This is a genomic window from Dongia sp., assembly GCF_041905885.1.
GTDB lineage: Bacteria > Pseudomonadota > Alphaproteobacteria > Dongiales > Dongiaceae > Dongia.
The window spans coordinates 17,123-38,090 of record NZ_JAYRKD010000043.1; the positions used below are offsets into that span (position 1 = coordinate 17,123).

The window sequence follows — 20,968 nt, forward strand, 5'->3', positions numbered from 1 at the left end:
AACCCACCATGACCGGGACCTATCGCATCGCACAGAGCGACATCGCCGACCAGAACGCCAAGGCGCTGCCGGCGCTGAAGGAAGACTATGACGCGCTCGGCCGCAAGCTGGCGCGGAGCGGCACCGACATCGAGACGATTACGAAAGCGGTCGCCGGCTTCGGGGTCGCGATCCCGAGCTGGGGTGTGGGCACCGGCGGCACCCGCTTCGCCCGCTTCGCCGGCATCGGCGAGCCGCGCAATGTGCTGGACAAGCTGGAAGACTGCGCGACGATCCAGAAGCTGACCCGCGCCACGCCGACCGTCTCGCTGCATTTCCCCTGGGACAAGAACAAGGACGTGGATGCGGTGAAGCAGCTCGGCGACGAGCTGGGTCTCGGCTTCGACGCGGTCAACTCCAACACCTTCCAGGATCAGGCTGACCAGAAGCAGTCCTACAAGTTTGGGAGTCTGACCCATACCGATGCCGCGACCCGCGCGCAGGCGGTGGAGCACAACATCGAATGCATCGAGCTCGGAAAGGTGCTGGGCTCGAAGGCGCTCACCGTCTGGATCTCGGACGGGTCGAACTTCGCCGGTCAGCAGCATTTCACCCGGGCGCTGGAACGCTATCTGGAGAGCATGAAGACGATCTACGCCAAGCTGCCGGCCGACTGGCAGGTCTTCATCGAGCACAAGATGTTCGAGCCGGCCTTCTATTCGACGGTGATCTCCGACTGGGGCACCAATTACTGGGCGGCAACCCAATTGGGGCCAAAGGCCCGCTGCCTGGTCGATCTCGGGCACCATGCGCCCAACACCAATATCGAGCAGATCGTCGCCCGGCTCATCCACTTCAAGAAGCTCGGCGGCTTCCATTTCAATGACAGCAAGTATGGCGACGACGATCTCGACGCCGGCTCAGTCAATCCGTTCCAGCTGTTCCTGGTGTTCAACGAGCTGGTCGATGCCGCCGACCGCGGCGCGCTCGACGTGGCCCCGGCCTATATGCTCGACCAGTCGCATAACGTGACCGACCCGGTCGAAAGCCTGATGGCGAGCGCCATGGAACTGCAGCGCCGCTATGCCCAGGCCTGCCTGATCGATCGCGCCAGGCTGGAGCAGGCGCAGGCGGAGAATGATGCACTGATGGCTTTGGATACGCTGAAGGCCGCGTTCAACACCGACGTCTCGCCGATCCTCGGCATGGCACGGCATCGCTCCGGCGGTGCGATCGATCCGGTGGGGGTCTATCGCTGGTCGGGCTATCGGCGGCACAAGGCGAACGAGCGGCCGGCGCAGGCGAAGCAGTCGGCGGGGATTGTTTGAGTTCTACGCGGAGAGAATCTTCGACCGCTCACCCCTGCCCTCTCCCGCAAGGGGCGAGGGGGACTTAATCCGCGCTCCGCGCGTAAGCGATCGAGACCGTCTCGTGCAACAGCGAAAAGCAACCCCCGGTCCCCTTGCGGGAGAGGGTCGGGGTGAGGGGGCGACGGGTCTATCTTACTTCTTGGAACGCGCGCGCTTTGCGACCTTCTTCGCCGCCTTCTTCGCGGAGCGCTTGGGCAACTTCTTTGCTTTAGCCTTCACCCGCCCGCGCGGCTGCAGCGGCTCCAGCGCCACCGCCTTGCCGCTCGCCGCGGACTTGTAAGCGGCTTCACAGCAGGCGAAGGTCTTGAAGTTGTCCTCGGCCGAGACATCCGCCGGCTTGCCGCTGCGCAAAGCGCTCAGGATATGCGCGTTGGTGGCGAGCACGCTTTCCTGGATGATGTGCCAGGGGCGCGCCGCCCAATGCAGCACCTCGGCATCGGCATGTTCCTTGGTGATCTTGCCGTCCACCATGATCTCGAGGTCGAAGTTCTTGTAAAGGATTATCGCGCCCTTCGGGCCTTCGAGCTCGATCAGGGTCTGCGGGAAGATGTCCGGCAGGCGGTGGGCACCGTAGGTGCATTCCACCATCGAGACCGCGCCGTTGACGTGCTTCATCATCATGGTCGCGGTGTCCTCGCCCTTGGCCTTCGGGTTGCGGCGCTGGGTCTCGCAGAGGACATGCTCGACCTCGCCGAGATAGGCGCGCGCGAGATCGCAGACATGGACGCCGAGGTCGTTGATGACGAAGCGGGTCTCGTTCAGGAGATAGGGCTGGCCCTTGTAGATGTCGTAGTCGGTGCGGAAGCTGACCCGGCCCCAGCTCGGCGTGCCGATGACACCCTGGCGCAGCAGCTCGGTGATCCTTCTCAACGGCGCCTGGAAGCGGAAGTTCTCATGCACCGCCAGGAACACGCCGGCCTTCTTGGCGGCTAACGTCATGGCGCGGCAGTCGGCGAGGTTGAAGCCGAAGGGCTTCTGCACGATGGTCGGGATCTTTTTGGCGACGGTCTTCAGCACCTGTTCCCGGTGGGTCTCGACCCGGGTCACGATGTCGATCAGGCCCGGCTTCTCTTTCGCCAGCAGCTCGTCGAGATCGGTGTACCAGCGCGGCACGTTGAAGTTCTTCGCCGCCGCCTTGGCTTTTCCCGCGTCGATGTCGCAGACCGCGATCAGCTCGACGCCGTCCTTGGCGAGATCGCGCCAGGCATTCAGATGGTTCTGTGCGAAGAATCCGCAGCCGACGACCGCAACGCCAATCCGATCCGGCATCTCTCTCCCCCTGTTTTCATGACTCTTGGAGCGGCGAGCTTAGCGCGCCTCGCCGTGGATTTCGCCCGAGTTTCTTGACTCTTAGCGGCCCTAATGAGAAAAGAAAAGTGGTCTGTCCACTTTTGTGGACCGCCCCACAGAAACAAACCGGGCCGAAACCGGCCCTTTCCTCGGGAGGAGGAACCATGCGCGAGACCTCACGTCGGAGACTACTCCAGGGCGCAGCCGCGCTCGGCGCAGCCAGCGCCCTGCTGCCGGGCCACGCGTTTGCGGCCAACAGCCCGGCGCAGATCGGCGTCGTCGGCAAAGTGAAGATTCCCTGGTTCGACAATGTCGCCAAGGGCGTCGAGAAGGCCGGCGCCGATCTCGGCGTCACCGCCTCGATCATCAACCCGACCACCGACGACCCGGCCGAGCAGGTCCGCGCCATCGAGGACCTGATCGCCAAGAAGGTTGATGTCATCGCCGTCGTCCCCAATGACGCGAAAGCCGTCGAGCCGGTGCTGGGCCGCGCCCAGGCCGCCGGCATCAAGGTGATCATGAACGAGTCGCCGGGGCAGAAGAATGCCGACTGGGACATCGAGCTGATCCAGGACCAGGCCTTCGGCGAGGCGCATCTCGAGGCCTTCGCGGAAGCCATCGGCGGCGAAGGCAAGTACATCGTCTATGTCGGCGGCCTCACCGTGACGCTGCACAACCTCTGGGCCGACTATGCGGTCGAGCTGCAGAAGAAGAAGTACCCGAAGATGCAGCAGGTGGGCGACCGCTTCGGCGTCTCCAACAGCGTGGAAGACTCCTACAAGACCGCGGTCGACCAGATGCGCGCCAACCCCGACCTCAAGGGCTTCCTGATCTTCGGCGCCAACGGCCCGATCGGCGCGGGCCAGGCGGTGGCGGATCGCGAGAAGATCGGCAAGGTCACCGTGGTCGGGCCGTTCATCCCGAGCCAGGGCGTGAAGCTGATGAAGGCGGGCGCCATCACCCGGGGCTATCTCTGGAATCCGGTCGATTCCGGCTATGCCCTGGTGGCGCTCGGCAAGGTCCTGGCCGAGGGCGGCGAGATCAAGGACGGCGTGGACATTCCGGGCATGGGCCCCTGCCAGGTCAACGCCGAGACCAAGGTGATCCGCGCCAACAAGCAGATCGATCTCAATCCCCAGACCATCGACGAATGGGCTAAGATCATCTGATCGGAGCGATGACAAGACTGCGCCCGCTCCGGATGGGGCGGGCGCAGTTGCGTCAGAGGATGGGTTCGGATGTTCCTTTCACTCTCCCGCATCAGCAAGAGCTTCGGCGGCACGAGGGCGCTCGACGCCATCGACTGGACCGTCGAGGCTGGCGAAGTGCATTGCCTGGTCGGCGAGAACGGCTCCGGCAAATCGACCCTGATCAAGATCCTGGCCGGGGTGCATGCACCGGATGCCGGCGGCAGCATCACCATCGACGGCGCGGTGCATGAGCGCCTGACCCCGCAACAGGCCAAGGCATTGGGCATCCAGGTGATCTTCCAGGATCTCTCGCTGTTTCCCAACCTTACCGTGCTGGAGAATATCGCGATCGACCTCGAGCTCGGCGCGGCGCTGAAGCCGCCGCCCCGCGCGGCGATGCGCGAGACCGCCAAGGCCGCCCTCGCCCGCCTGGATGCGCATCTGCCGCTGGATGCAAGGGTCGGCGACCTGCCGGTGGCGCAGCGGCAGATCGTGGCGATCTGCCGGGGCCTTGCCGCCAACGCGCGGCTGCTGTTCATGGACGAGCCGACCGCATCCCTCACCCGCCATGAGGTCGATCTGCTGCTGGCGAGCGTGCGCCGGCTGAAGGAGCAAGGCGTCGCAATCGTTTTCGTCAGCCATCGGCTGGAAGAGGTGGTGGAGATCGCCGAGCGGGTCACCATCCTGCGCGACGGGAAGAAGGTCGGGACCTATCCCGCCGCCGAGATCGACGACCACCGGCTGGCCGAGCTGATGACCGGCAGCCGGATCGAGCACAAGGTGCAGGCGCGGAGTCACGATGCGGCGACGCCGACCCTGGAGGTCCGCAACGCGGCGCGCGCCGGCGAGTTCTCCGACGTTTCCTTTGCGCTGCATCCCGGCGAGATCCTCGGGCTGATCGGCTTGCTCGGCGCCGGGCGCACGGAGCTGGCGCTGTCCTTGTTCGGGATGACGCCGCTGGAGAGCGGCGAGATCCTGGTCAACGGGTCGCCCACGACGCTGCGCTCGAACCAGGACGCGGTCGCGGCCGGAATCGCCTATGTCTCCGAGGACCGGCTGTCGCTCGGCCTCAATCTGCGACAATCGATCGCCGACAATGTCTCGGTCACCGTGCTCGGTGCGCTCACCGGAAAATTCGGTCTGGTCTCGCCCGGCGATCGCGGCCGCATGGCCCAGGGCTGGGTCGAGAAGCTGGGCATCCGCGCGGCGCATGTCGATGCGCCGGTGCAAACCTTGTCCGGCGGCAACCAGCAGCGCGTGGTGCTGGCGAAATGGCTGGCGACCAATCCCAAGGTGCTGATCCTCGACAGCCCCACCGTCGGCGTCGATATCCGCAACAAGCAGGGCATCTACGACGTGGTGCGGCAACTCGCGACACGCGGCGTCGCCATCCTGCTGATCTCCGACGAGGTGCCGGAGGTCTATTTCAACGCCGACCGGATCCTGCATATGCGCGAAGGGCGGATCGCCGGCAGCTTCGTGCCCGGCCAGCAAAGCGAGCACCAGCTCGCGGAGGCGCTCTATGCCTAGGCCGCTGCAGCTGGTGTTCGGAAAGACCGAGGCGGCGCTCGGCGCCGCCATTGTCATCACCGCGATCGTGCTCTCGCTGTCCTCGCCCTATTTCCTGACCGTGCCCAATCTCGTGGACCTGGTCGAGGCCTATGCGGTGACCACGATCCTCGCCGCCGGCGTCTTCGTGGTGCTGGTCTCGGGCGGCATCGACATCTCCTTCACCGCCACGGCTTCCGCGGCGCAATACCTCGCCGCCAGCCTGATCGTGAACCACAATGTGCCGGCGGTGCCGGCGCTGGGCCTGGCCCTCCTGCTCGGCATCGCGATGGGCTGCATCAATGCGCTGCTGACCCATCACCTGCGCGTGGTCTCGATCATCGTCACCATCGCGACCTCCAGCATCTACTACGCGCTGCTGATCTACTTCACCGATGCCCAGGAGATCTACAACCTGCCGGACTGGTGGTCGAACGGCGTCTCCTTCTTCCGCTACGAGACCGAGGCCGGTGACATCGTGAAGATCACCCTGCCGATCGTGGTCTCGGTCGCGGTGCTGGCGCTCACGCATGGCCTGATGAACCGCACCCGGATCGGGCGCCAGGTCTATGCCTTCGGCGGCAATCCCGAGGCGGCGAGCCGGGTCGGCATCGACGTCTTGAAGGTGCAGCTCTTCGCCTATGGCTATCTCGGCCTGCTGGCGGCGATCGCCGGCTTCATCCAGGCCGGCCGTGTGCACCAGGCGGTGCCGACGGCGATGAACGGCCAGGAGCTGAACGTGCTGGCGGTGGCGATCCTCGGCGGCGCCAGCCTGGTCGGCGGCATCGGTTCCACAGGAGGGGTCATCCTCGGCGTGCTGTTCCTGGCGATGCTGCAGAACGGGCTCAACCTGCTCGGCGTCTCCTCCTATTTCTTCGGCGTGGTCACCGGCCTCGCCATCCTTGTCTCGATCAGCATGACCGGGCTGGCGGAGAAATTCGCCCGCCGGCGCCGCGTCACGAGGACCGGGTGATGGCGGACACGCCCGCCCGCGGCCTCAACGCCGAGCTCGACCGGCTGATGGCGCAGCTCCGTGCACGTGGCTTCGGCATCGGCGGGCTGTTGCTGATCCTGGTCGCGCTGGTCGCGGTCTTCTCGCTGTTCGAGCCGACCACCTTCCCGCGGGCGACCACGCTGCAGGCGATGATGTTCCAGCTGCCGGAGCTGGGGCTCTTGTCGCTGGCGATGGCGATTCCGCTGATCTCCGGCGGCATCAACCTCGCGATCATCGCCACCGCCAATGCCGCCGGGCTGCTGATGGCCTGGATCTTGACCGCGCTGATGCCACCCGAAACGCAAGGCGGCGCGCTGGCGCTCTGGATCCTCGGCGCTTTTGCCGCCGGCCTCATCCTCTGCCTCGCCGTCGGCTGGATCACGGGAATGATGGTTGCGGTGCTGGGCGTCCACCCGATCCTGGTGACGCTCGGCACCATGACCCTGCTGCACGGCTTCAGCATCTATTTCACCCGCGGCCGCACCCTCTCCGGCTTTCCCGACGCGCTGCTGCAGATCTCCAACGACACGGTCCTCGGCGTGCCGATCTCCTTCTTCGTCTTCGCCGGCGTGGCGATCCTGGTGCATATCCTGCTGACCCGCACCGCGCTCGGGGTGCGGGTCCACATGATCGGCTCCAACCGCGAGGCGACCCGCTTCTCCGGCGTCGATACGCGGAAGGTGCTGGTCTCGGTCTATATGCTCTCCAGCCTGCTCTGCTTCCTGGCCGCGATCGTGATGATGGCGCGGTTCAATTCCGCCGGCGCCGACATCGCCGGCTCCTATCTGCTGATCACCATCCTGGCCGCGATCCTCGGCGGCATCGACCCTTACGGCGGGTTCGGGCGGATCAGCGGCCTCTTCGTTGCGCTCTGGATCCTGCAGACCATCGCCAGCGGCTTCAACCAGATGGATCTGAGCCCGCACCTGGCGCTGGCCTCCTGGGGCTTCATCCTGCTCCTGGTGATGGCCGCCAAACGCATCCGCATCGCCTGGCAGGCCAGGCCTCGCGCTGAAAGACCGAAAGCATGAACCGCTACGACTTCGAGAAACGCAGCGCCATCATCACCGGCGGCGCGCAGGGCATCGGTCTCGCCGTCGCCAAGCGCATCCTCGCCTCCGGGGGCGCAGTCAGCCTCTGGGACCGCGACCGCGCTTTGCTCGACCGGACCATCGAGGCCTTGAACGACATCGACCATGTGCAGGGGCTGTCGGTCGATATCGCCGACCTCGCCGCAGTGGAGAAGGCGACCGCGGCGACACTCGCGCAATTCGGCAGAATCGACGTGCTGATCAACAATGCCGCGATCGTCGGCCCCAATGCCGCGACCTGGGAATACCCGCCGGAGGCCTTCCGCGACGTGGTCACCATCGGCCTGATCGGCACCTTCCATTGCTGCCGCGCCGTGGTGCCGCATATGATCGCCGCGAACTACGGGCGGATCGTCAACCTGAGCTCGGTCGCCGGCAAGGAAGGCAACCCCAAGGCGCCGGCTTACAGCGCCACCAAGGCCGCGGTCATCGCCCTCACCAAGTCGCTCGGCAAGGAACTCGCCGGCTACGACATCGCGGTCAATTGCGTCACCCCCGCTGTCGCCAAGACCACGATGGCGCTCAGCCAGGCACCGGATTTCCTGGCGATGATCCTTTCCAAGATCCCGCGCGGCCGGATGCTGGAGCTGGACGAGGCGGCTTCGATGATCTGCTGGCTCGCCACTCAAGAGAACTCCTTCACCACCGCCTCGACCTTCGACCTGTCCGGCGGCCGCGCCACCTATTGAGGGCTGAACCCATGCGCGTCGGCTTCATCGGCCTCGGCTTCATGGGCCATGGCATGGCCGCAAACATCTTGAAGCGGGGGTTCCCGCTGACGGTGATGGCGCATCGCAAGCGCGAGGCGGTCGAGGACCTGGTCGCAAAAGGCGCCGTCGAAGTCCGCGGCGCCGCCGAGATGGCCGCGGCCTGCGACGTAATCCTGCTCTGCGTCACCGGCGCGCCGGAGGTCGAGCGCAATGTCATCGACATCGCCGGTGCAAAGCGGCCGCTGATCGTGGTCGATTGCACGACGTCCAATCCCGCGACCCTGTTGCGCCTGGCAAAGGACTATTCGCATCTGACCTTCGTCGATGCGCCGCTCGGGCGGTCGCCGAAGGAGGCTTGGGCCGGGACGTTGGCGGTGATGGTCGGCGCCGAGGCCGCGGTGCTGGAGCAGATCCGGCCGATGCTGGCGGCCTTTGCCACCACGATCCAGCATGTGGGCGGGCTGGGCGACGGGCATCGGCTGAAGCTGGTGAACAACCTGGTCTCGATGGGCTTCGCCGCGCTTTACGCCGAGGCGCTGGTGCTGGCCAACAAGGTCGGGCTCGGCACCGAGGCTTTCGACGGCTTGATCCGGTCCAGCCGGATGCACTGCGCCTTCTATGACAGCTACATGGGCTGGGCGCTGGACGGCAACAAGAACGCGCATCCCTTCGCGCTCGGCACGGCGGATCACACGGTCGCCGATGTCGATGCTTTGGTGCGGGATGCCGGAATGAAGTCGCCGCTCACCGAAGCACTCCGGCAAACCTATCAAGCCGCGGTTGCGGCCGGCTACGCCACGGCGATGCTGGCGGAGCTGCCGCGCTTCGTCGCCGAGGCGAATGGGTTGGAGCTGAAACCGCTCTCCGATCGTCATAGCCGGGCTTGACCCGGCTATCTTTGGCCGGCCGGAGAGAGATGCCCGGATCAAGTCCGGGCATGACGATTGGGGATCAGACCACGCCGAATTTCTGGCTGGCCATGGTCCGCTTGGTGCTTTCCTTGATGTGTGTGAGGTGTTGCGCCATGGCGGCGGCGGCGCGTTCGGGGTCATGCGCGGCGATCGCGGCGGCAATGCCGGCATGGTCCTCGGTGCTTTGCGCGATCAGGCCGGGCTCGGCGGTGGCGCGGCGGCGGATATGGAGGTCCATATTGTAGAGGCCGTCGGCGATCCGCTGCAGCACCGCGTTGCCGGCGATCGACGAAAGCTTCTCGTGGAAGCGGCTGTCGAGGATGCGGAAGCCGACCGGATCTTTCTGGATGGTCGCGTGCGCGGCGATCATTTCCTTCAGGTCGGCGATGTCGGCGCGCTTGGCCTGGGTCGCCGCCTTGCGCACGATCTCGATCTCGATGATGCGGCGGCTCTCGAAGGTGTCCTCGATGTTGACCTGGGCGAGCTGGAGGAAGATGTCGAGCGGCGCCAGCAGGGTGCGGGCGTCCAGATCGGTCACGAAAGTACCGCCGCCATGCCGGGATTCGACGATGCCGAGGGTCGAGAGCGCCCGCATCGCTTCGCGCAAAGACGGGCGGCTGATCGAGAAGATTTCCACCAGCTCGCGTTCCGGCGGCAGGCGGTCGCCGGGCCGGAGGTTGCCGGTGCGGATCAGCTCGACGATGCGGCCGACCACGCGCTGGCGCAGGTCCTGCTTGTGGATCGGTCCTGGGACGGCAACGCCCAGGGACCTGGCTTCGGCGCGTTTGGCCATCGGACTCCCTCTCGGGGCCATTCTAGCCCGGCGGAAGCGCCAGGCCAGCGCTTATTCGGCCTGGTGGATGCCGGGCGCCAATGGCTTCTGGGGCGGCGCCACCTTCTTGCCGCGGAGACCGGCGAGCCAGCGGACGGCGACATAGAAGACCGGGGTGAAGATGAGGCCGAAAACCGTGACGCCCAGCATGCCGTAGAAGACCGCGGTGCCGAGCGATTGTCGCGTCTCGGCGCCGGCCCCGGTCGCGATCACCAGCGGCAGCACGCCGAGGATGAAGGCAAAAGAGGTCATCAGGATCGGCCGTAGCCGCGTGGTCGCGGCCTGCACCGCCGCCTCGAAGCGATCGTGGCCCCGCTCCTCGGCCTGCTTGGCGAACTCGACGATCAGGATCGCGTTCTTGGCGGCGAGGCCGATCAGCACCACGAAGCCGACCTGGGCCAGGATATTGACCTCGATCCCGCGCAAGAGCAGCCCGCTGACCGCCGCCAGCAGGCACATCGGCACGATCAGCACCACCGAGAGCGGCAAGGCCCAGCTCTCATACTGCGCCGCCAGCACCAGGAAGACGAAGATCACCGCCGCGCCGAAGACCAGGATCGCGGTGTTGCCGGCCTCCTTCTGCTGGAAGGCGAGCTCGGTCCATTCGAAGCCGAAGCCCTCCGGGAGGCGCTCGGCCGCGAGCTTCTCCATCGCGTCGAGGCCGTAGCCCGCGGAGAAGCCGGGCGCGGTGTTGCCCTGCAGCTCGGCCGCGGGGAAGGAATTATAGCGCGGCACCCGGTAGGGGCCGGTCATGTCGGAGAAGGAGGCGACCGAGCCCAGCGGCACCATCTCGCCGAGATTGTTGCGGGTCTTCAGGTTGGCAATGTCATGCAGATTCTGGCGGAAGGCGCCGTCGGCCTGGGCGGTCACCCGGTAAGTGCGGCCGAGATAGTTGAACTCGTTGACGAAGGTCGAGCCGACATAGACCTCCAGGGTCTGGAACACCTGGTCGGCGGTGATCCCCAGCATCTCCGCGCGGGCGCGGTCGATATCGGCATAGATCTTCGGCGTGCCGGTGTTGAAGAGCGAGAATACCCCGGAGAGACCCTGGGTCTGGTTGGCGGCGCCGGCGAGATCCTGGACGGCGGCGGCCAAGGCCGCCGGGCCGCGGCTGCGGCGGTCCTGGACCATCATCTTGAAGCCGCCGGCATTGCCGATGCCGCGCACCGGCGGCGGCGGGATCACGATCGAGAACGCGCCTTTGATGGCGCCGAGGCGCGTCCGCAGCTCGCCAAGGATATGCTGCGCGGTGAGACCCTCCGCGGCGCGCTCGTGGAACGGCTTCAGCGGCACGAAGATCGCGCCGGCATTGGGCGCGTTGGTGAAGGTGGCGGCGTCGAAACCGGAGAAGGGCACCACATGCTCGACGCCGGGTGTCGCCAGGATGATGTCGATTGCCTGCTTCACCACCGCGTCGGTGCGGCTCAAGGAAGAGCCGGGCGGCAATTGCAGCACGGTGATGAGGTAGCCCTGGTCCTGCTGCGGGATGAAGCCGGTGGGGGCGCGCTCGAACTGCCATCCGGTCAGCGCGATCAACCCGGCATAGACCACCAACACCAGGGCGGCGACCCGGATCAGGCGGCGGGTAAGCGCGCCATAGCCCAGCGAGAGCTTGTCGAACAGGGTGTTGAAGCCGCCGAAGAAGCCGCCGATCAGCCGCGCCGGCAAGGCTTTGCGCTTCGGATGGGCGTCATGCGGCTTGAACAGCAGCGCGCAGAGCGCCGGGCTGAGCGTCAGCGAGACCAGGCAGGAGATCGCCGTCGCGGCGGCGATGGTGACGGCGAACTGCCGGAAGAACTGGCCGGAAATGCCGGAGATGAACGCCGCCGGCACGAAGACCGCGATCAGGGTGAGCGCGATGGCGATCAGTGCGCCGCCGACTTCATCCATGGTCCGCCGCGTTGCCTCGCGCGGGCTCAAGCCCAGGCGAAGATTACGCTCGACATTCTCGACGACGACGATCGCGTCATCGACCACGATGCCGACCGCGAGCACCAGGCCGAACAGCGACAGATTGTTCAGCGAATAGCCAAGGGCGGCCAGCACGATGAAAGTGCCCACCAGCGAGACCGGGATGGCCACGATCGGCACGATCGAGGCCCGCCACGTCTGCAGGAACAGGATCACCACGATCACGACCAGGATGACCGCCTCGAAGATGGTCTTGATCACCTCGCGCACGGATTCCGCGATGAACTCCGTGGGGTTGTAGACGATGCTGTAGGTGAGGCCCGGCGGGAAGTCCTTGGCGAGCGCCGCCATGGTCTTGATGATGCGATCGGCGGTCTCCAGCGCATTGGAGCCAGGGCGCTGGAACAGCAGCAGCGGCGCCGCCGGGCGTTTGTCGAGATAGCCGTTGGCGCTGTAATCCTGGGCGCCGAGCTCGACCCGGGCAACGTCGCCCAGCCGGGTCACCTGGCCGTTGGGCTCGGATTTGACGACGATGTTCCTGAACTGTCGGGGGTCGTCCAGCCGTCCCAAGGTCTCGATCGCGAGCTGGAAGTCTCCGGGTCTCGGCACCGGCGGCTGGTTGAGGCTGCCGGCCGCGACCTGAACATTCTGCTGCTGCAAGGCGGTCACCACCTCGCCGGCGGTGAGGTTGCGGGCCGCGATCTTCTCCGGATCGAGCCAGATCCGCATCGAATAATCGCGGGCGCCGAAGATGCGGACGTCACCGACGCCGTCGAGGCGCGCCAACACATCCTTGATATAGAGGGTCGCATAGTTCGACATGTAGAGCTGGTCGCGCGAATTGTCGGGCGAGCTCAGATGGATCACCATCATGAGGTCGGGCGAATTCTTGCGCACGGTGACGCCGATCTGGCGCACCTCTTCCGGCAGGCGCGGCTCGGCGGCGGAGACCCGGTTCTGCACCAGCACCTGGGCGGTGTCGAGATTGGTGCCGAGCCGGAAGGTCGCGGTGATGACCAGGTTGCCGTCGCCGGTCGCCTGCGAGGACATGTAGAGCATGTTCTCGACGCCGGTGATCTCCTGTTCCAGCGGCGCCGCCACGGTGTTGGCGACGACCTCGGCCGAGGCGCCGGGATAGCTGGCGCGGATCTCGATGGTCGGCGGCGCGATCTCGGGGTATTGCGCCACCGGCAGGGTGAAATAGGCGAAGCCGCCGATCAAGGTGATGAAGACCGCGATGACGGTCGCGAAGATCGGCCGGTCGATGAAGAAATGCGAGAACTTCACGGCGCGCCCCGCCTCAGTTGCCAGGCTCGGGCGGAAAATCGATCTTGCCCGGCTCCGGCTTCACTGTGGCGCCCGCGCGGGCACGCAGCAGCCCATCGATGATGATGACGTCATCCTTCGAGAGCCCCTCGCGCACAATGCGCAGGCCCTGGTAGCCCGGACCGGGGCGGATCGTCTTCGGCACGACCTTGCCGCCGGCGTCGACCGTCATGACGATCTTGTTCGACTGGTCGGAGACGATGGCGCTGTCAGGAATGAGGATCGCTTCATGCGGCTCGGAACCGGTGATCCGGATGCGGCCAAACTGGCCGGGCGTGATCAAGAGGCCCGGATTGGCGAAGACGGCGCGGGCGCGGATCGTGCCGGAACTGCGATCGACCTGGTTGTTCACGAAGTCCATCTTGCCTTTGAGCGTCCATTCCTTCTCATCCATCAGATGCGCCTCGACCGGCAGGCTATCGCGCTTGGAGGCCATCTTCCCCTCCTGCTCGCGGCGCTGATAGGCGAGGTAATCGGATTCGCTCATGTCGAAGACCAGGCGGATCGGGTCCAAGGACACGATGGTGGTGAGCAGGGTCGTCTCGCCTCCGTCTCCGCCCATGATGAGGTTGCCGAGGCTGACCTCGTGCCGGCCGATCCGGCCGTCGAGCGGCGCTTCGATCTTGGTGAAGTCGAGATCGAGCTGCGCCGCGTTGATGGCGGATTGGGCAACCTGGGCGTCCGCGGCGGCGCTCGCCGCCTCCTGCTGGCGCTGGTCCAAGGTCGCCTGGGAGGTGAAGTCCTTCTGCTTCAGGGTTTCGGCGCGGCCCAGTTGCTGCTTGGCCAGCGCGACCCGCGCATTGGCCGAGGCCAGCGACGACTGCGCGGACTTCAATGCGATCTCGAACGGCCGGGGATCGATCACGAAGAGCATGTCGCCCTTCTTGACCATCTGCCCGTCCTCGAAGCCGATCTTGTCGAGATAGCCGCTGACGCGCGCGCGGATCTCGACCGAATCCACCGCCTCGAACTGGCCGGTGAACTCGTCCCATTCGGTGATGGTCTCGACCCGCGGCTTCGACACCGTGACGGGGAGAACCGGCGGCGGTGCAGCCTGCGCCTGTTGCGGCGGCGCTTTGTAGTGCTGGAAGTACCAGTAGCCGCCGCCGAACACCGCTGCGCCGAGGACGAGGCAGGTCAGGATCCAGCGCCCGCTTCTGGGAGCGGGTGCCGGCGGCGGTGCCGGTTCGGGCGCGGGGATCGATGCGGGAGGTAGGTCCGTCATGCGTCAGCGTCCTGCACAGCGGATGAACATCGCCGATCCTAAAACGATTTTGGCCAGGAAATCCCCCACTTTCTTTCGGGTGTGGCCGGGAAGGTGCGAGAGGAAATCGGAGCGCGCGGCGCCGAGTTCAAGAGCGGCGCTGTCTGTAAGCCTACTGCGCCAAGGGTCTTGGCGCGTCAGCGGATAATGGCTTCCGCTTCGATCTCGACGTCATAGTCGCCGACCAGGCCGGCAACCGAGACCAAAGTATTGGCCGGGCGGATGTCGCCGAAATAGCGGCCATGGACCCGCGAGACCGGCTCCCATTGCGCAATGTCGCGCAACAGGATTCGGGTCCGCACCACATCCTCGAGGCTGCCGCCCAAAGCGACGATGCTGGCGGCGATCTTGTCCAGGATGTAGACGGTCTGGCCTCTGAGATCGCCCTTGCAGACGACCTCGCCGGCGCTGTGGGTCGCCGTCGTGCCGCTGACCAGGATGCGATCGTGGACCCGGACGGCGCGGCTGTAGCCGGCGAGCGACTCCCAGACGCTGCCGGTATCGACCCGCATGCGGTGCGGCCGGTCCGGCACCGGCACGGCGGTATAGGCTTTGGGCAACTCGCTCAGGTGATGGCTGAGATCGCCCGAGGCGGTGAGATAGGGCGGTCGCCGGTATTCCTGGCCGCAATCGCCGGGGATCCGGCTGGTCTCGTCCAGGGCGGCGTCGATGACGCGCTTGTCCTCGGCGTCGAGCGCGAAGGAGAAGAGCTTCAGGTTGTCTTCGCGGTGCTCGCTTTCGCCGAGCCTGGCGCCGACGATGATGGCGCCGACTGCCGGCTGTTCCAGCACCCAGCGGGTGGCGACATTGGCGATCGAGACGTGGTGCTTGCGCGCGACTTTTGCCAGGGCCTCGAGGATTCCCTGCAGCACGTTCCACCCACCGATCTGGGCGACGAAACGCGCATATTTCATCTTGCTCCAGTCCTTGATGTCGCCGGTCGCGGGCTCAGGTCTCCCCAGCCACTTCTCGGTCAGCAACCCGCCGGCGAGCGTGCCATAGGCCAGCAGCTTCACGCCGTTGGCCAGGCAGAAATCCGTCATCTCCTCGCCGGCGCGGCGGTCGAGCAGCGAGAAGCAGACCTGGTTGGTGGCGATCCGGTAGCCCTGCTTCGCCAGCAGGTGCAGGTGGTCGGTGTCGAAATTGGTGAGGCCGATATGGCCGATCCGGCCCTCGGCCTGCAGCTTCCGGAGCTCGCGCATGGCGTCGAGATAGGCCGGGTGCTCGAACACCCACCAGTGGAGCTGCAGCAGATCGATCCGATCGGTCTGGAGGCGATCCATGCTGCGCTTGACGCCGGCGCGCACCACCTCCGGCGTCATCTCGCCCGGCGTCGGGCACCATTTGGTGAAGACCGTGGCCGGCTTGTACTTACCGGCGGCAACACCCTGCTTGAACCGGCCGGCAATGTCCTCGGCGCTGCCATAGTGATCGGCCATGTCGAAGGTGTCGAAGCCCGCCGCCGCATATTCGCCAAGCGCGGCGGCAGCGGCGTCAAGATCCAGCGCCTTGCCGCCCCGCTCCATGTCCGCGACCTGCCACAGGCCGGTCACGACGCGGCTGATCGTGAGGCCAGGGGCGAGTTCGGTGCGGTCGGGGATGGTCGGCGTGGCCATTGGTATGCTCTTTCAGAAGACAGAAGGGCGCCCTCCGACGAGCGCCCTTCTCACTCCGATGAACCGGACCCTCAGTTCCCCATCTTCGCCTTGATGGCGTCGACGTCGGCGGCCGACATCTGGCCGACGGTAGCGACTTCGCCGTTGGTGATCTTCCACAGGCGGAAGGGACCGGTGATGTCGCCGTACTGGTCGAAGGTGACCGGGCCGATGACACCTTCATACTTGATCGGCTTGCCTTCCTTGATCAGCGCCAGGGCCTTGGCGAACTCTTCCTTGCCGGCATGGATGACGGTGCCCTTGGGATCGAGAACCTTGCGGATCGAATCCTGGATCGCGGCGGAATCCGCCTTGCCGGCCTGGGCGATGGCCAAGCCGACGATGGCGCCGGCGTCATAGCCCTGCACCGCCGCGGGCGCGCCCGGGTCGATCTCGGAGAAGGCCTTGTAGTTGGCGTTGAAATAGTCGGTCGAGGCCGTGGTGTCAGTGCCCGACGAGGTGCCGTAGGCATTCTCGAGATACTTGGCGCCCACCGCCTTGATGAAGTCCTCGCTGTTCATGCCGTCGTTCAGCAGGAACTTCTGCGGGCCGCCCTGGCTCACCCATTGCCGCGCGATGGTCGCACCATCGACGGGAGTCGCGACCAGGTAGAGCCCGTCCGGCGCGCCTTCCATCGCCTTGGTGACTTCCGGCTGATAGCTGGCCTGCTTGGCGTTGTAGGGCGTGTCGGAGACGATCTCGCCGCCCAGCGCCTTATAGGCCTTGGTGAACTCGGCCACCATGTTGGCGCCGAAGTCGTCGTTCACATGGATGATCGAGAGTTTCTTCAGGCCCTGGTCCAGCGCGTATTTCGCGGAGGCGACGCCCTGCAGCGCATCCGAGGTGATGGTGCGGAAGAAGACGCCGTTGGTCTTGCCGTCGCGCGCCAGCTGGGTCAGCGTCGGCGAGGACGAGGCCGGCGAGACCTGCACCACCTTGGCCGGCGCGGTCACCGAAGTGAGGATCGGGATCGAGACCGAGGAGATGATGCCGCCGATGATCACCGGCACCTTCTTCACCTGCACGAGCTGAGTCGCCGCATCGACCGCGACATTGCCCTGACTCTGCGAGTCGCGCGTGTCGGTGACCAGCTTGCAGCCACCGGCGACGCCGCCCGCGTCGTTGATGTCGCGGAACGCCATCTCGACCGACTTGGTGCCGGCCTGGCCGTAAGCGCCGGCCGGACCGGTCAGCTCCATCACCAGGCCTACGGTGACCTCGCAGGCCGATGCCATGCCGGCGCCCGCCAGCAAAGCTGCCGCGGCGGTCGCGGTGAAAAGAATCCTCTTCCCGAACATTGAAAGCCCCCTTGAAAGACCCGGTTGGTTTTACTCGGCCGCCTGCAGCCAGGTCTCCTGCAGATGTACCCAAACCATCCCAGCGGGCGCATCGGATGCCCGTTTCAGCAAGGCCGTGGATTGCCGCTGGGTTGTCTTGCCCTGAAGATACTGTGTCTCGACATATTCCAGCAATATGGCGTCGCCTTCCTGCCATACCGCGCGGAAATCCGAGACCTCCATGCGGAAGTCGGCGCCGCGCCCCTCTTTGAGGTCATGCAGCCAGCCGACGATCGCCGCGCGGTCGCGCACGCCGCCATCCGGTCCCACCAAGCGGAACCCGGGATCGAAGGCGCGATCGAACCTTGCCGGATCCAATTTGGTTCCGTTATGGGGGCGGAGCCAGGCCAGGAAGAACTCGTGCAGCCCGACGCATTCCCGGATCGCGAGATCCGCCAGCCGTTCGTTCACGACGCCACCTTGCTCAGATTGTATTTCATGATCCGACCGTGCCTTCCCTCGCGGTCGCGCTCGAGCTCGAAGGTATCGCCCTCCGGGCCCTGTCGCTGGGCGAGGATGGCGCCGATCTCGGCGCGGTCGGCATCGGAGAGCTTCACCGCGGCGATCTTCAGGTTGGCGAAAAGATGTTCCCGGCTGCGTGCGCCGACGATCACCGCAGCCACCTGCGGCAGGTCGAGCATGTAGCGGCTGGCGATGGTGGCGATATCGGCGCCGTGCCGGTCGGCCACCTTGCGCAGTGCGCGCAGCAGCGTCTGGAACAGGTCCCAGCCGCCGAAATCGTCGATGACCAGCTTGTATTTGGTGAGCGAGCGGTTCTCGAGCGGCGCCTCCGGCTCCGGTTGGCCGAGCCAGCGATCGCCGAGGAAGCCGCCGGCCACCGTGCCGTAGACCAGCAGATGGATGTCGCGCTTGCGGGCGGCCGCGACGAGGGCGCGCTCCGGCCGCGCGTCAAGCAGCGAATATTGAACCTGCATGGTCGCGAGTTCCACGCCCGACGCGACCAGCTTCTCGGTATGGTCGGTGTCGAAATTGGTGCCGCCGATGAGATCGATCTTGCCCTCTTCGCGCAGCTCTTCGAGCCAGCGCGCGGCATCGAGACAGCCCGGCACCGCATAATCCCACCAGTGGAACTGGACCAGGTCCAGCCGCTCCATGCCAAGGCGTCGCAAGGAGCGCTCGATGATGGTGCGGACATAAATGCGATCGACTTCGTGCAAATGCGCGAGATCGGGGACGAACTTGGTATGCACTTTGACTGCCTGCAGTGCCGCGGCGCCGTGGCGGTCGGCATAGGCGCGCCGCGCGGCGCCGATCAGCTCCTCGACCCCGGTGTAGATGTCGGCGCAATCGAAGGTGAGGATCCCGGCCTCGGCCGAAGCCACCAGGTCGCCGATCGCGGCATTGCGCTCCACATCGCCGTGGCCGCCCGCCAGCTGCCAGCCGCCGCGGATGATGCGGGTTATGCGATAGCCGGGCCGGATCTCGCGCGTTTCCATCAACCAACTTTCTTCCGGAGCTTCACCGCCGTGGTCGCGCTGTGCTGGAACTTGCGCTTGCCGGTCCGCGTGATCCTGAACCGGGTCGAGCAGTTCGGGTCTGGACATGCGACATCGGTGTCGGTCGCCATCCAGTCGTTGGCATCGACCGGGCGTTGCTTCGCCGCGAGCAAGGGCAACAGCGCGCCCAAGGAATAAATGGAGAAGCCCTGGCCCGGCGGCAGATGCAGCATCTCGCCGCGGAGCTCGAAAGAATCCCCCGGCTGGGCCCCGCAATAGATCTTGCCGCCCTTCGGCGCGGTCACCTCGACCTTCAAGTCATAGAGCTCGAAACTTTCATCCGCGCTGGGTTTGCGCGGCTTTTTCGACGCGGCCATGGATCGCCCCGATAGAACTTGCGCGGCCGAAACCGCCCGACTAACGTGGCGCCATCAAGCGGGAAAACCCTGCAACTTTCAAGCACAAGCGCACCCGGGACGCCATTTGGGCCGCATGTCTTTTAAAACTTGACGACCGGGACATGCTGGAGACCCGATCCGTATCCAAACATTTCGGCGGCGTCGCAGCCGTCGATGCCGTGTCGCTCAAGGTGGCGCAAGGCGAAGTCGCCGGCCTGATCGGCCCCAACGGCGCCGGCAAGACCACGATGTTCAACCTCCTGGCCGGCAGCCTGAAGCCCAGCGCGGGCGAGGTCGTGCTGAACGGACGGCGCATCGACGATCTTGCGGCGCATCGCCGGCTCGAACTTGGCTTGGGGCGCACCTTCCAGATCCCGCGCCTGTTCGGGCAGATGAGCGTGCTGGAGAACATGCTGACCGCCGCGCGTGGCCAGTCCGGCGAGCGCATCCTCATGAACTGGCTGCCGGGCCAGGCGGTGCGCGACCAGGAGCGGCTCAATGCCGAGAAGGCGATGCGCCTGCTGGACTTCGTCACCCTGACGAAGCTGTCACGCGAGCCGGCGCGCGTGCTCTCCGGCGGCCAGCGCAAGCTGCTGGAGCTGGCGCGCATCCTGATGGCCGATCCCAAGCTGATCCTGCTCGACGAGCCCGCGGCCGGGGTCAATCCCAGCCTGCTCGAGACCATCATCGACCGCATCCACGCGATCAACGCCACCGGCGTGACGTTCCTCATCATCGAGCACAACATGGACATGGTGACGCGGCTCTGCAGCCGTGCCCTGGTGATGGTCGAGGGTAAGCTGCTCTGCGAAGGGAGCCCACGCGAGGTCGTTCGTGATCCAAGGGTGATCGACGCCTATCTCGGCGGAGTTGCCGCATGAGCGTGCTGCGCGCCGCAGGCATCGTCGCCGGCTACGAGCCGGACCTGCCGATCCTGAACGGCGTCGGCTTCGAGCTGCATGCGCAGGAGATCGTCGCGCTGCTCGGCCCCAACGGCGCCGGCAAGTCGACCCTGATCAAGGCGGTGGCCGGGCTGGTGCCGATATCATCGGGCCAGGTCTGGCTCGGCGACCAGGAGATCACGCGGCTGCCGCCGCATCTTCTGATCCGCCGCGGCCTCGGCTTCGTGCCGCAGACCGAGAATATCTTCGGCACGATGTCGATCGACGACAACCTGAAGCTCGCCGCGGCAATCCTCCCCAAGGCCCGCCGTGCCGAGCGCGTGGCCGCGATGTATGCGATGTTCCCGGCCCTCGCCGCGCGCAAGTCGCTCATCGCCGGGCGGCTTTCCGGCGGGCAGCGGCAGATGCTGGCCGTCGCCCGCGCCCTGCTGGTCGAGCCCCAGGTGCTGATGCTGGACGAGCCCTCCGCCGGCCTCTCGCCGAAGGTTGCGGCGGAAGTCTTCGAGACCTTGCGCCGCGTGCGAGAATCCGGCGTCGCCATCCTGCTGGTGGAGCAGAGCGTCCGCGCGGCGCTCGCACTGGCCGACCGCGCCTATGTCCTGGCCGAGGGCCGCAACCGGCATGACGGGCCGGCAGCGGTGCTGCGCGACGATCCGATCATCGCCCATCTCTATTTCGGCGGCGATCCGGTGGCACAAGCGAGCCCAGCGTCATGAGCCTGCAATTCCTCGCCGACGGATTGCTGATCGGGGCGATGGTGGGGTTGGGCGCCATCGGCGTCACCCTCACCTATTCCATCCTCG

At 66.0% G+C, this 20,968-nt stretch carries 18 protein-coding genes; 9 read left to right on the forward strand and 9 right to left on the reverse strand.

The window, feature by feature from the left end; genetic code table 11:
- The first annotated feature begins 8 nt into the window (after positions 1–8).
- The gene (gene rhaI, locus ACH2CY_RS27065) at positions 9–1,307 is read left to right on the forward strand and encodes an L-rhamnose catabolism isomerase (RefSeq protein WP_395023080.1); all 1,299 of its coding nucleotides are present in this window, start codon (positions 9–11) and stop codon (positions 1,305–1,307) included.
- A 174-nt stretch (positions 1,308–1,481) separates the two neighbouring features.
- Here rhaI and ACH2CY_RS27070 read toward each other — a convergent pair whose 3' ends face one another.
- Complete coding sequence (locus ACH2CY_RS27070) at positions 1,482–2,618, reverse strand: Gfo/Idh/MocA family protein (protein ID WP_395023081.1); 1,137 nt, start codon at positions 2,616–2,618, stop codon at positions 1,482–1,484.
- A gap of 185 nt (positions 2,619–2,803) precedes the next feature.
- On the opposite strand from ACH2CY_RS27070, the gene ACH2CY_RS27075 reads away from it, so the two are divergent.
- From ACH2CY_RS27075 to ACH2CY_RS27100, 6 genes are all read left to right on the forward strand, one after another.
- On the forward strand, positions 2,804–3,808 hold the full coding sequence (locus tag ACH2CY_RS27075; protein ID WP_395023082.1) for a substrate-binding domain-containing protein: 1,005 nt from the start codon (positions 2,804–2,806) through the stop codon (positions 3,806–3,808).
- A gap of 69 nt (positions 3,809–3,877) precedes the next feature.
- The gene (locus tag ACH2CY_RS27080) at positions 3,878–5,359 is read left to right on the forward strand and encodes a sugar ABC transporter ATP-binding protein (protein WP_395023084.1); all 1,482 of its coding nucleotides are present in this window, start codon (positions 3,878–3,880) and stop codon (positions 5,357–5,359) included.
- The gene (locus ACH2CY_RS27085; protein ID WP_395023085.1) at positions 5,352–6,350 is read left to right on the forward strand and encodes an ABC transporter permease; all 999 of its coding nucleotides are present in this window, start codon (positions 5,352–5,354) and stop codon (positions 6,348–6,350) included. The genes ACH2CY_RS27080 and ACH2CY_RS27085 overlap by 8 nt, the downstream gene beginning before the upstream one ends.
- Positions 6,350–7,402 carry an ABC transporter permease gene (locus tag ACH2CY_RS27090; RefSeq protein ID WP_395023088.1) on the forward strand — a complete coding sequence of 351 codons (1,053 nt, stop codon included), beginning with the start codon at positions 6,350–6,352 and terminating at the stop codon, positions 7,400–7,402. Before ACH2CY_RS27085 ends, ACH2CY_RS27090 begins: the two co-directional genes overlap by 1 nt.
- Positions 7,399–8,151, forward strand: a complete 753-nt coding sequence (locus ACH2CY_RS27095) for an SDR family NAD(P)-dependent oxidoreductase (protein ID WP_395023089.1) — start codon at positions 7,399–7,401, stop codon at positions 8,149–8,151. The genes ACH2CY_RS27090 and ACH2CY_RS27095 overlap by 4 nt, the downstream gene beginning before the upstream one ends.
- An 11-nt stretch (positions 8,152–8,162) precedes the next feature.
- Positions 8,163–9,059 carry an NAD(P)-dependent oxidoreductase gene (locus tag ACH2CY_RS27100; RefSeq protein WP_395023090.1) on the forward strand — a complete coding sequence of 299 codons (897 nt, stop codon included), beginning with the start codon at positions 8,163–8,165 and terminating at the stop codon, positions 9,057–9,059.
- Between the two features lie 64 nt (positions 9,060–9,123).
- Here the strand turns inward: ACH2CY_RS27100 and ACH2CY_RS27105 are convergent, their stop codons facing one another.
- The 8 genes from ACH2CY_RS27105 to ACH2CY_RS27140 all read right to left on the reverse strand — a co-directional run bounded on the left by ACH2CY_RS27105 (position 9,124) and on the right by ACH2CY_RS27140 (position 19,242).
- Complete coding sequence (locus ACH2CY_RS27105; RefSeq protein WP_395023091.1) at positions 9,124–9,876, reverse strand: FadR/GntR family transcriptional regulator; 753 nt, start codon at positions 9,874–9,876, stop codon at positions 9,124–9,126.
- 51 nt (positions 9,877–9,927) lie between these two features.
- Positions 9,928–13,113 (reverse strand): efflux RND transporter permease subunit, encoded by a 3,186-nt coding sequence (locus ACH2CY_RS27110; protein WP_395023092.1) that lies wholly within the window; start codon positions 13,111–13,113, stop codon positions 9,928–9,930.
- 13 nt (positions 13,114–13,126) lie between these two features.
- Positions 13,127–14,377: an efflux RND transporter periplasmic adaptor subunit gene (locus ACH2CY_RS27115; RefSeq protein ID WP_395023093.1), complete on the reverse strand. Its 1,251-nt coding sequence runs from the start codon at positions 14,375–14,377 to the stop codon at positions 13,127–13,129.
- A 176-nt stretch (positions 14,378–14,553) separates the two neighbouring features.
- Complete coding sequence (locus ACH2CY_RS27120; RefSeq protein WP_395023094.1) at positions 14,554–16,032, reverse strand: aldo/keto reductase; 1,479 nt, start codon at positions 16,030–16,032, stop codon at positions 14,554–14,556.
- Positions 16,033–16,103: 71 nt separating this feature from the next.
- On the reverse strand, positions 16,104–17,369 hold the full coding sequence (locus ACH2CY_RS27125) for an ABC transporter substrate-binding protein (RefSeq protein ID WP_395023097.1): 1,266 nt from the start codon (positions 17,367–17,369) through the stop codon (positions 16,104–16,106).
- 30 nt (positions 17,370–17,399) lie between these two features.
- On the reverse strand, positions 17,400–17,819 hold the full coding sequence (locus ACH2CY_RS27130) for a DUF4440 domain-containing protein (protein ID WP_395023098.1): 420 nt from the start codon (positions 17,817–17,819) through the stop codon (positions 17,400–17,402).
- Complete coding sequence (locus ACH2CY_RS27135) at positions 17,816–18,865, reverse strand: aldo/keto reductase (protein WP_395023099.1); 1,050 nt, start codon at positions 18,863–18,865, stop codon at positions 17,816–17,818. Before ACH2CY_RS27135 ends, ACH2CY_RS27130 begins: the two co-directional genes overlap by 4 nt.
- Complete coding sequence (locus ACH2CY_RS27140; RefSeq protein WP_395023100.1) at positions 18,865–19,242, reverse strand: TIGR04076 family protein; 378 nt, start codon at positions 19,240–19,242, stop codon at positions 18,865–18,867. Before ACH2CY_RS27140 ends, ACH2CY_RS27135 begins: the two co-directional genes overlap by 1 nt.
- A gap of 143 nt (positions 19,243–19,385) precedes the next feature.
- Here ACH2CY_RS27140 and ACH2CY_RS27145 point away from each other — a divergent pair, with 143 nt between their 5' ends.
- Positions 19,386–20,144: an ABC transporter ATP-binding protein gene (locus tag ACH2CY_RS27145; protein WP_395023102.1), complete on the forward strand. Its 759-nt coding sequence runs from the start codon at positions 19,386–19,388 to the stop codon at positions 20,142–20,144.
- Positions 20,141–20,881, forward strand: a complete 741-nt coding sequence (locus ACH2CY_RS27150) for an ABC transporter ATP-binding protein (protein WP_395023103.1) — start codon at positions 20,141–20,143, stop codon at positions 20,879–20,881. Before ACH2CY_RS27145 ends, ACH2CY_RS27150 begins: the two co-directional genes overlap by 4 nt.
- Positions 20,882–20,968: the final 87 nt, after the last annotated feature.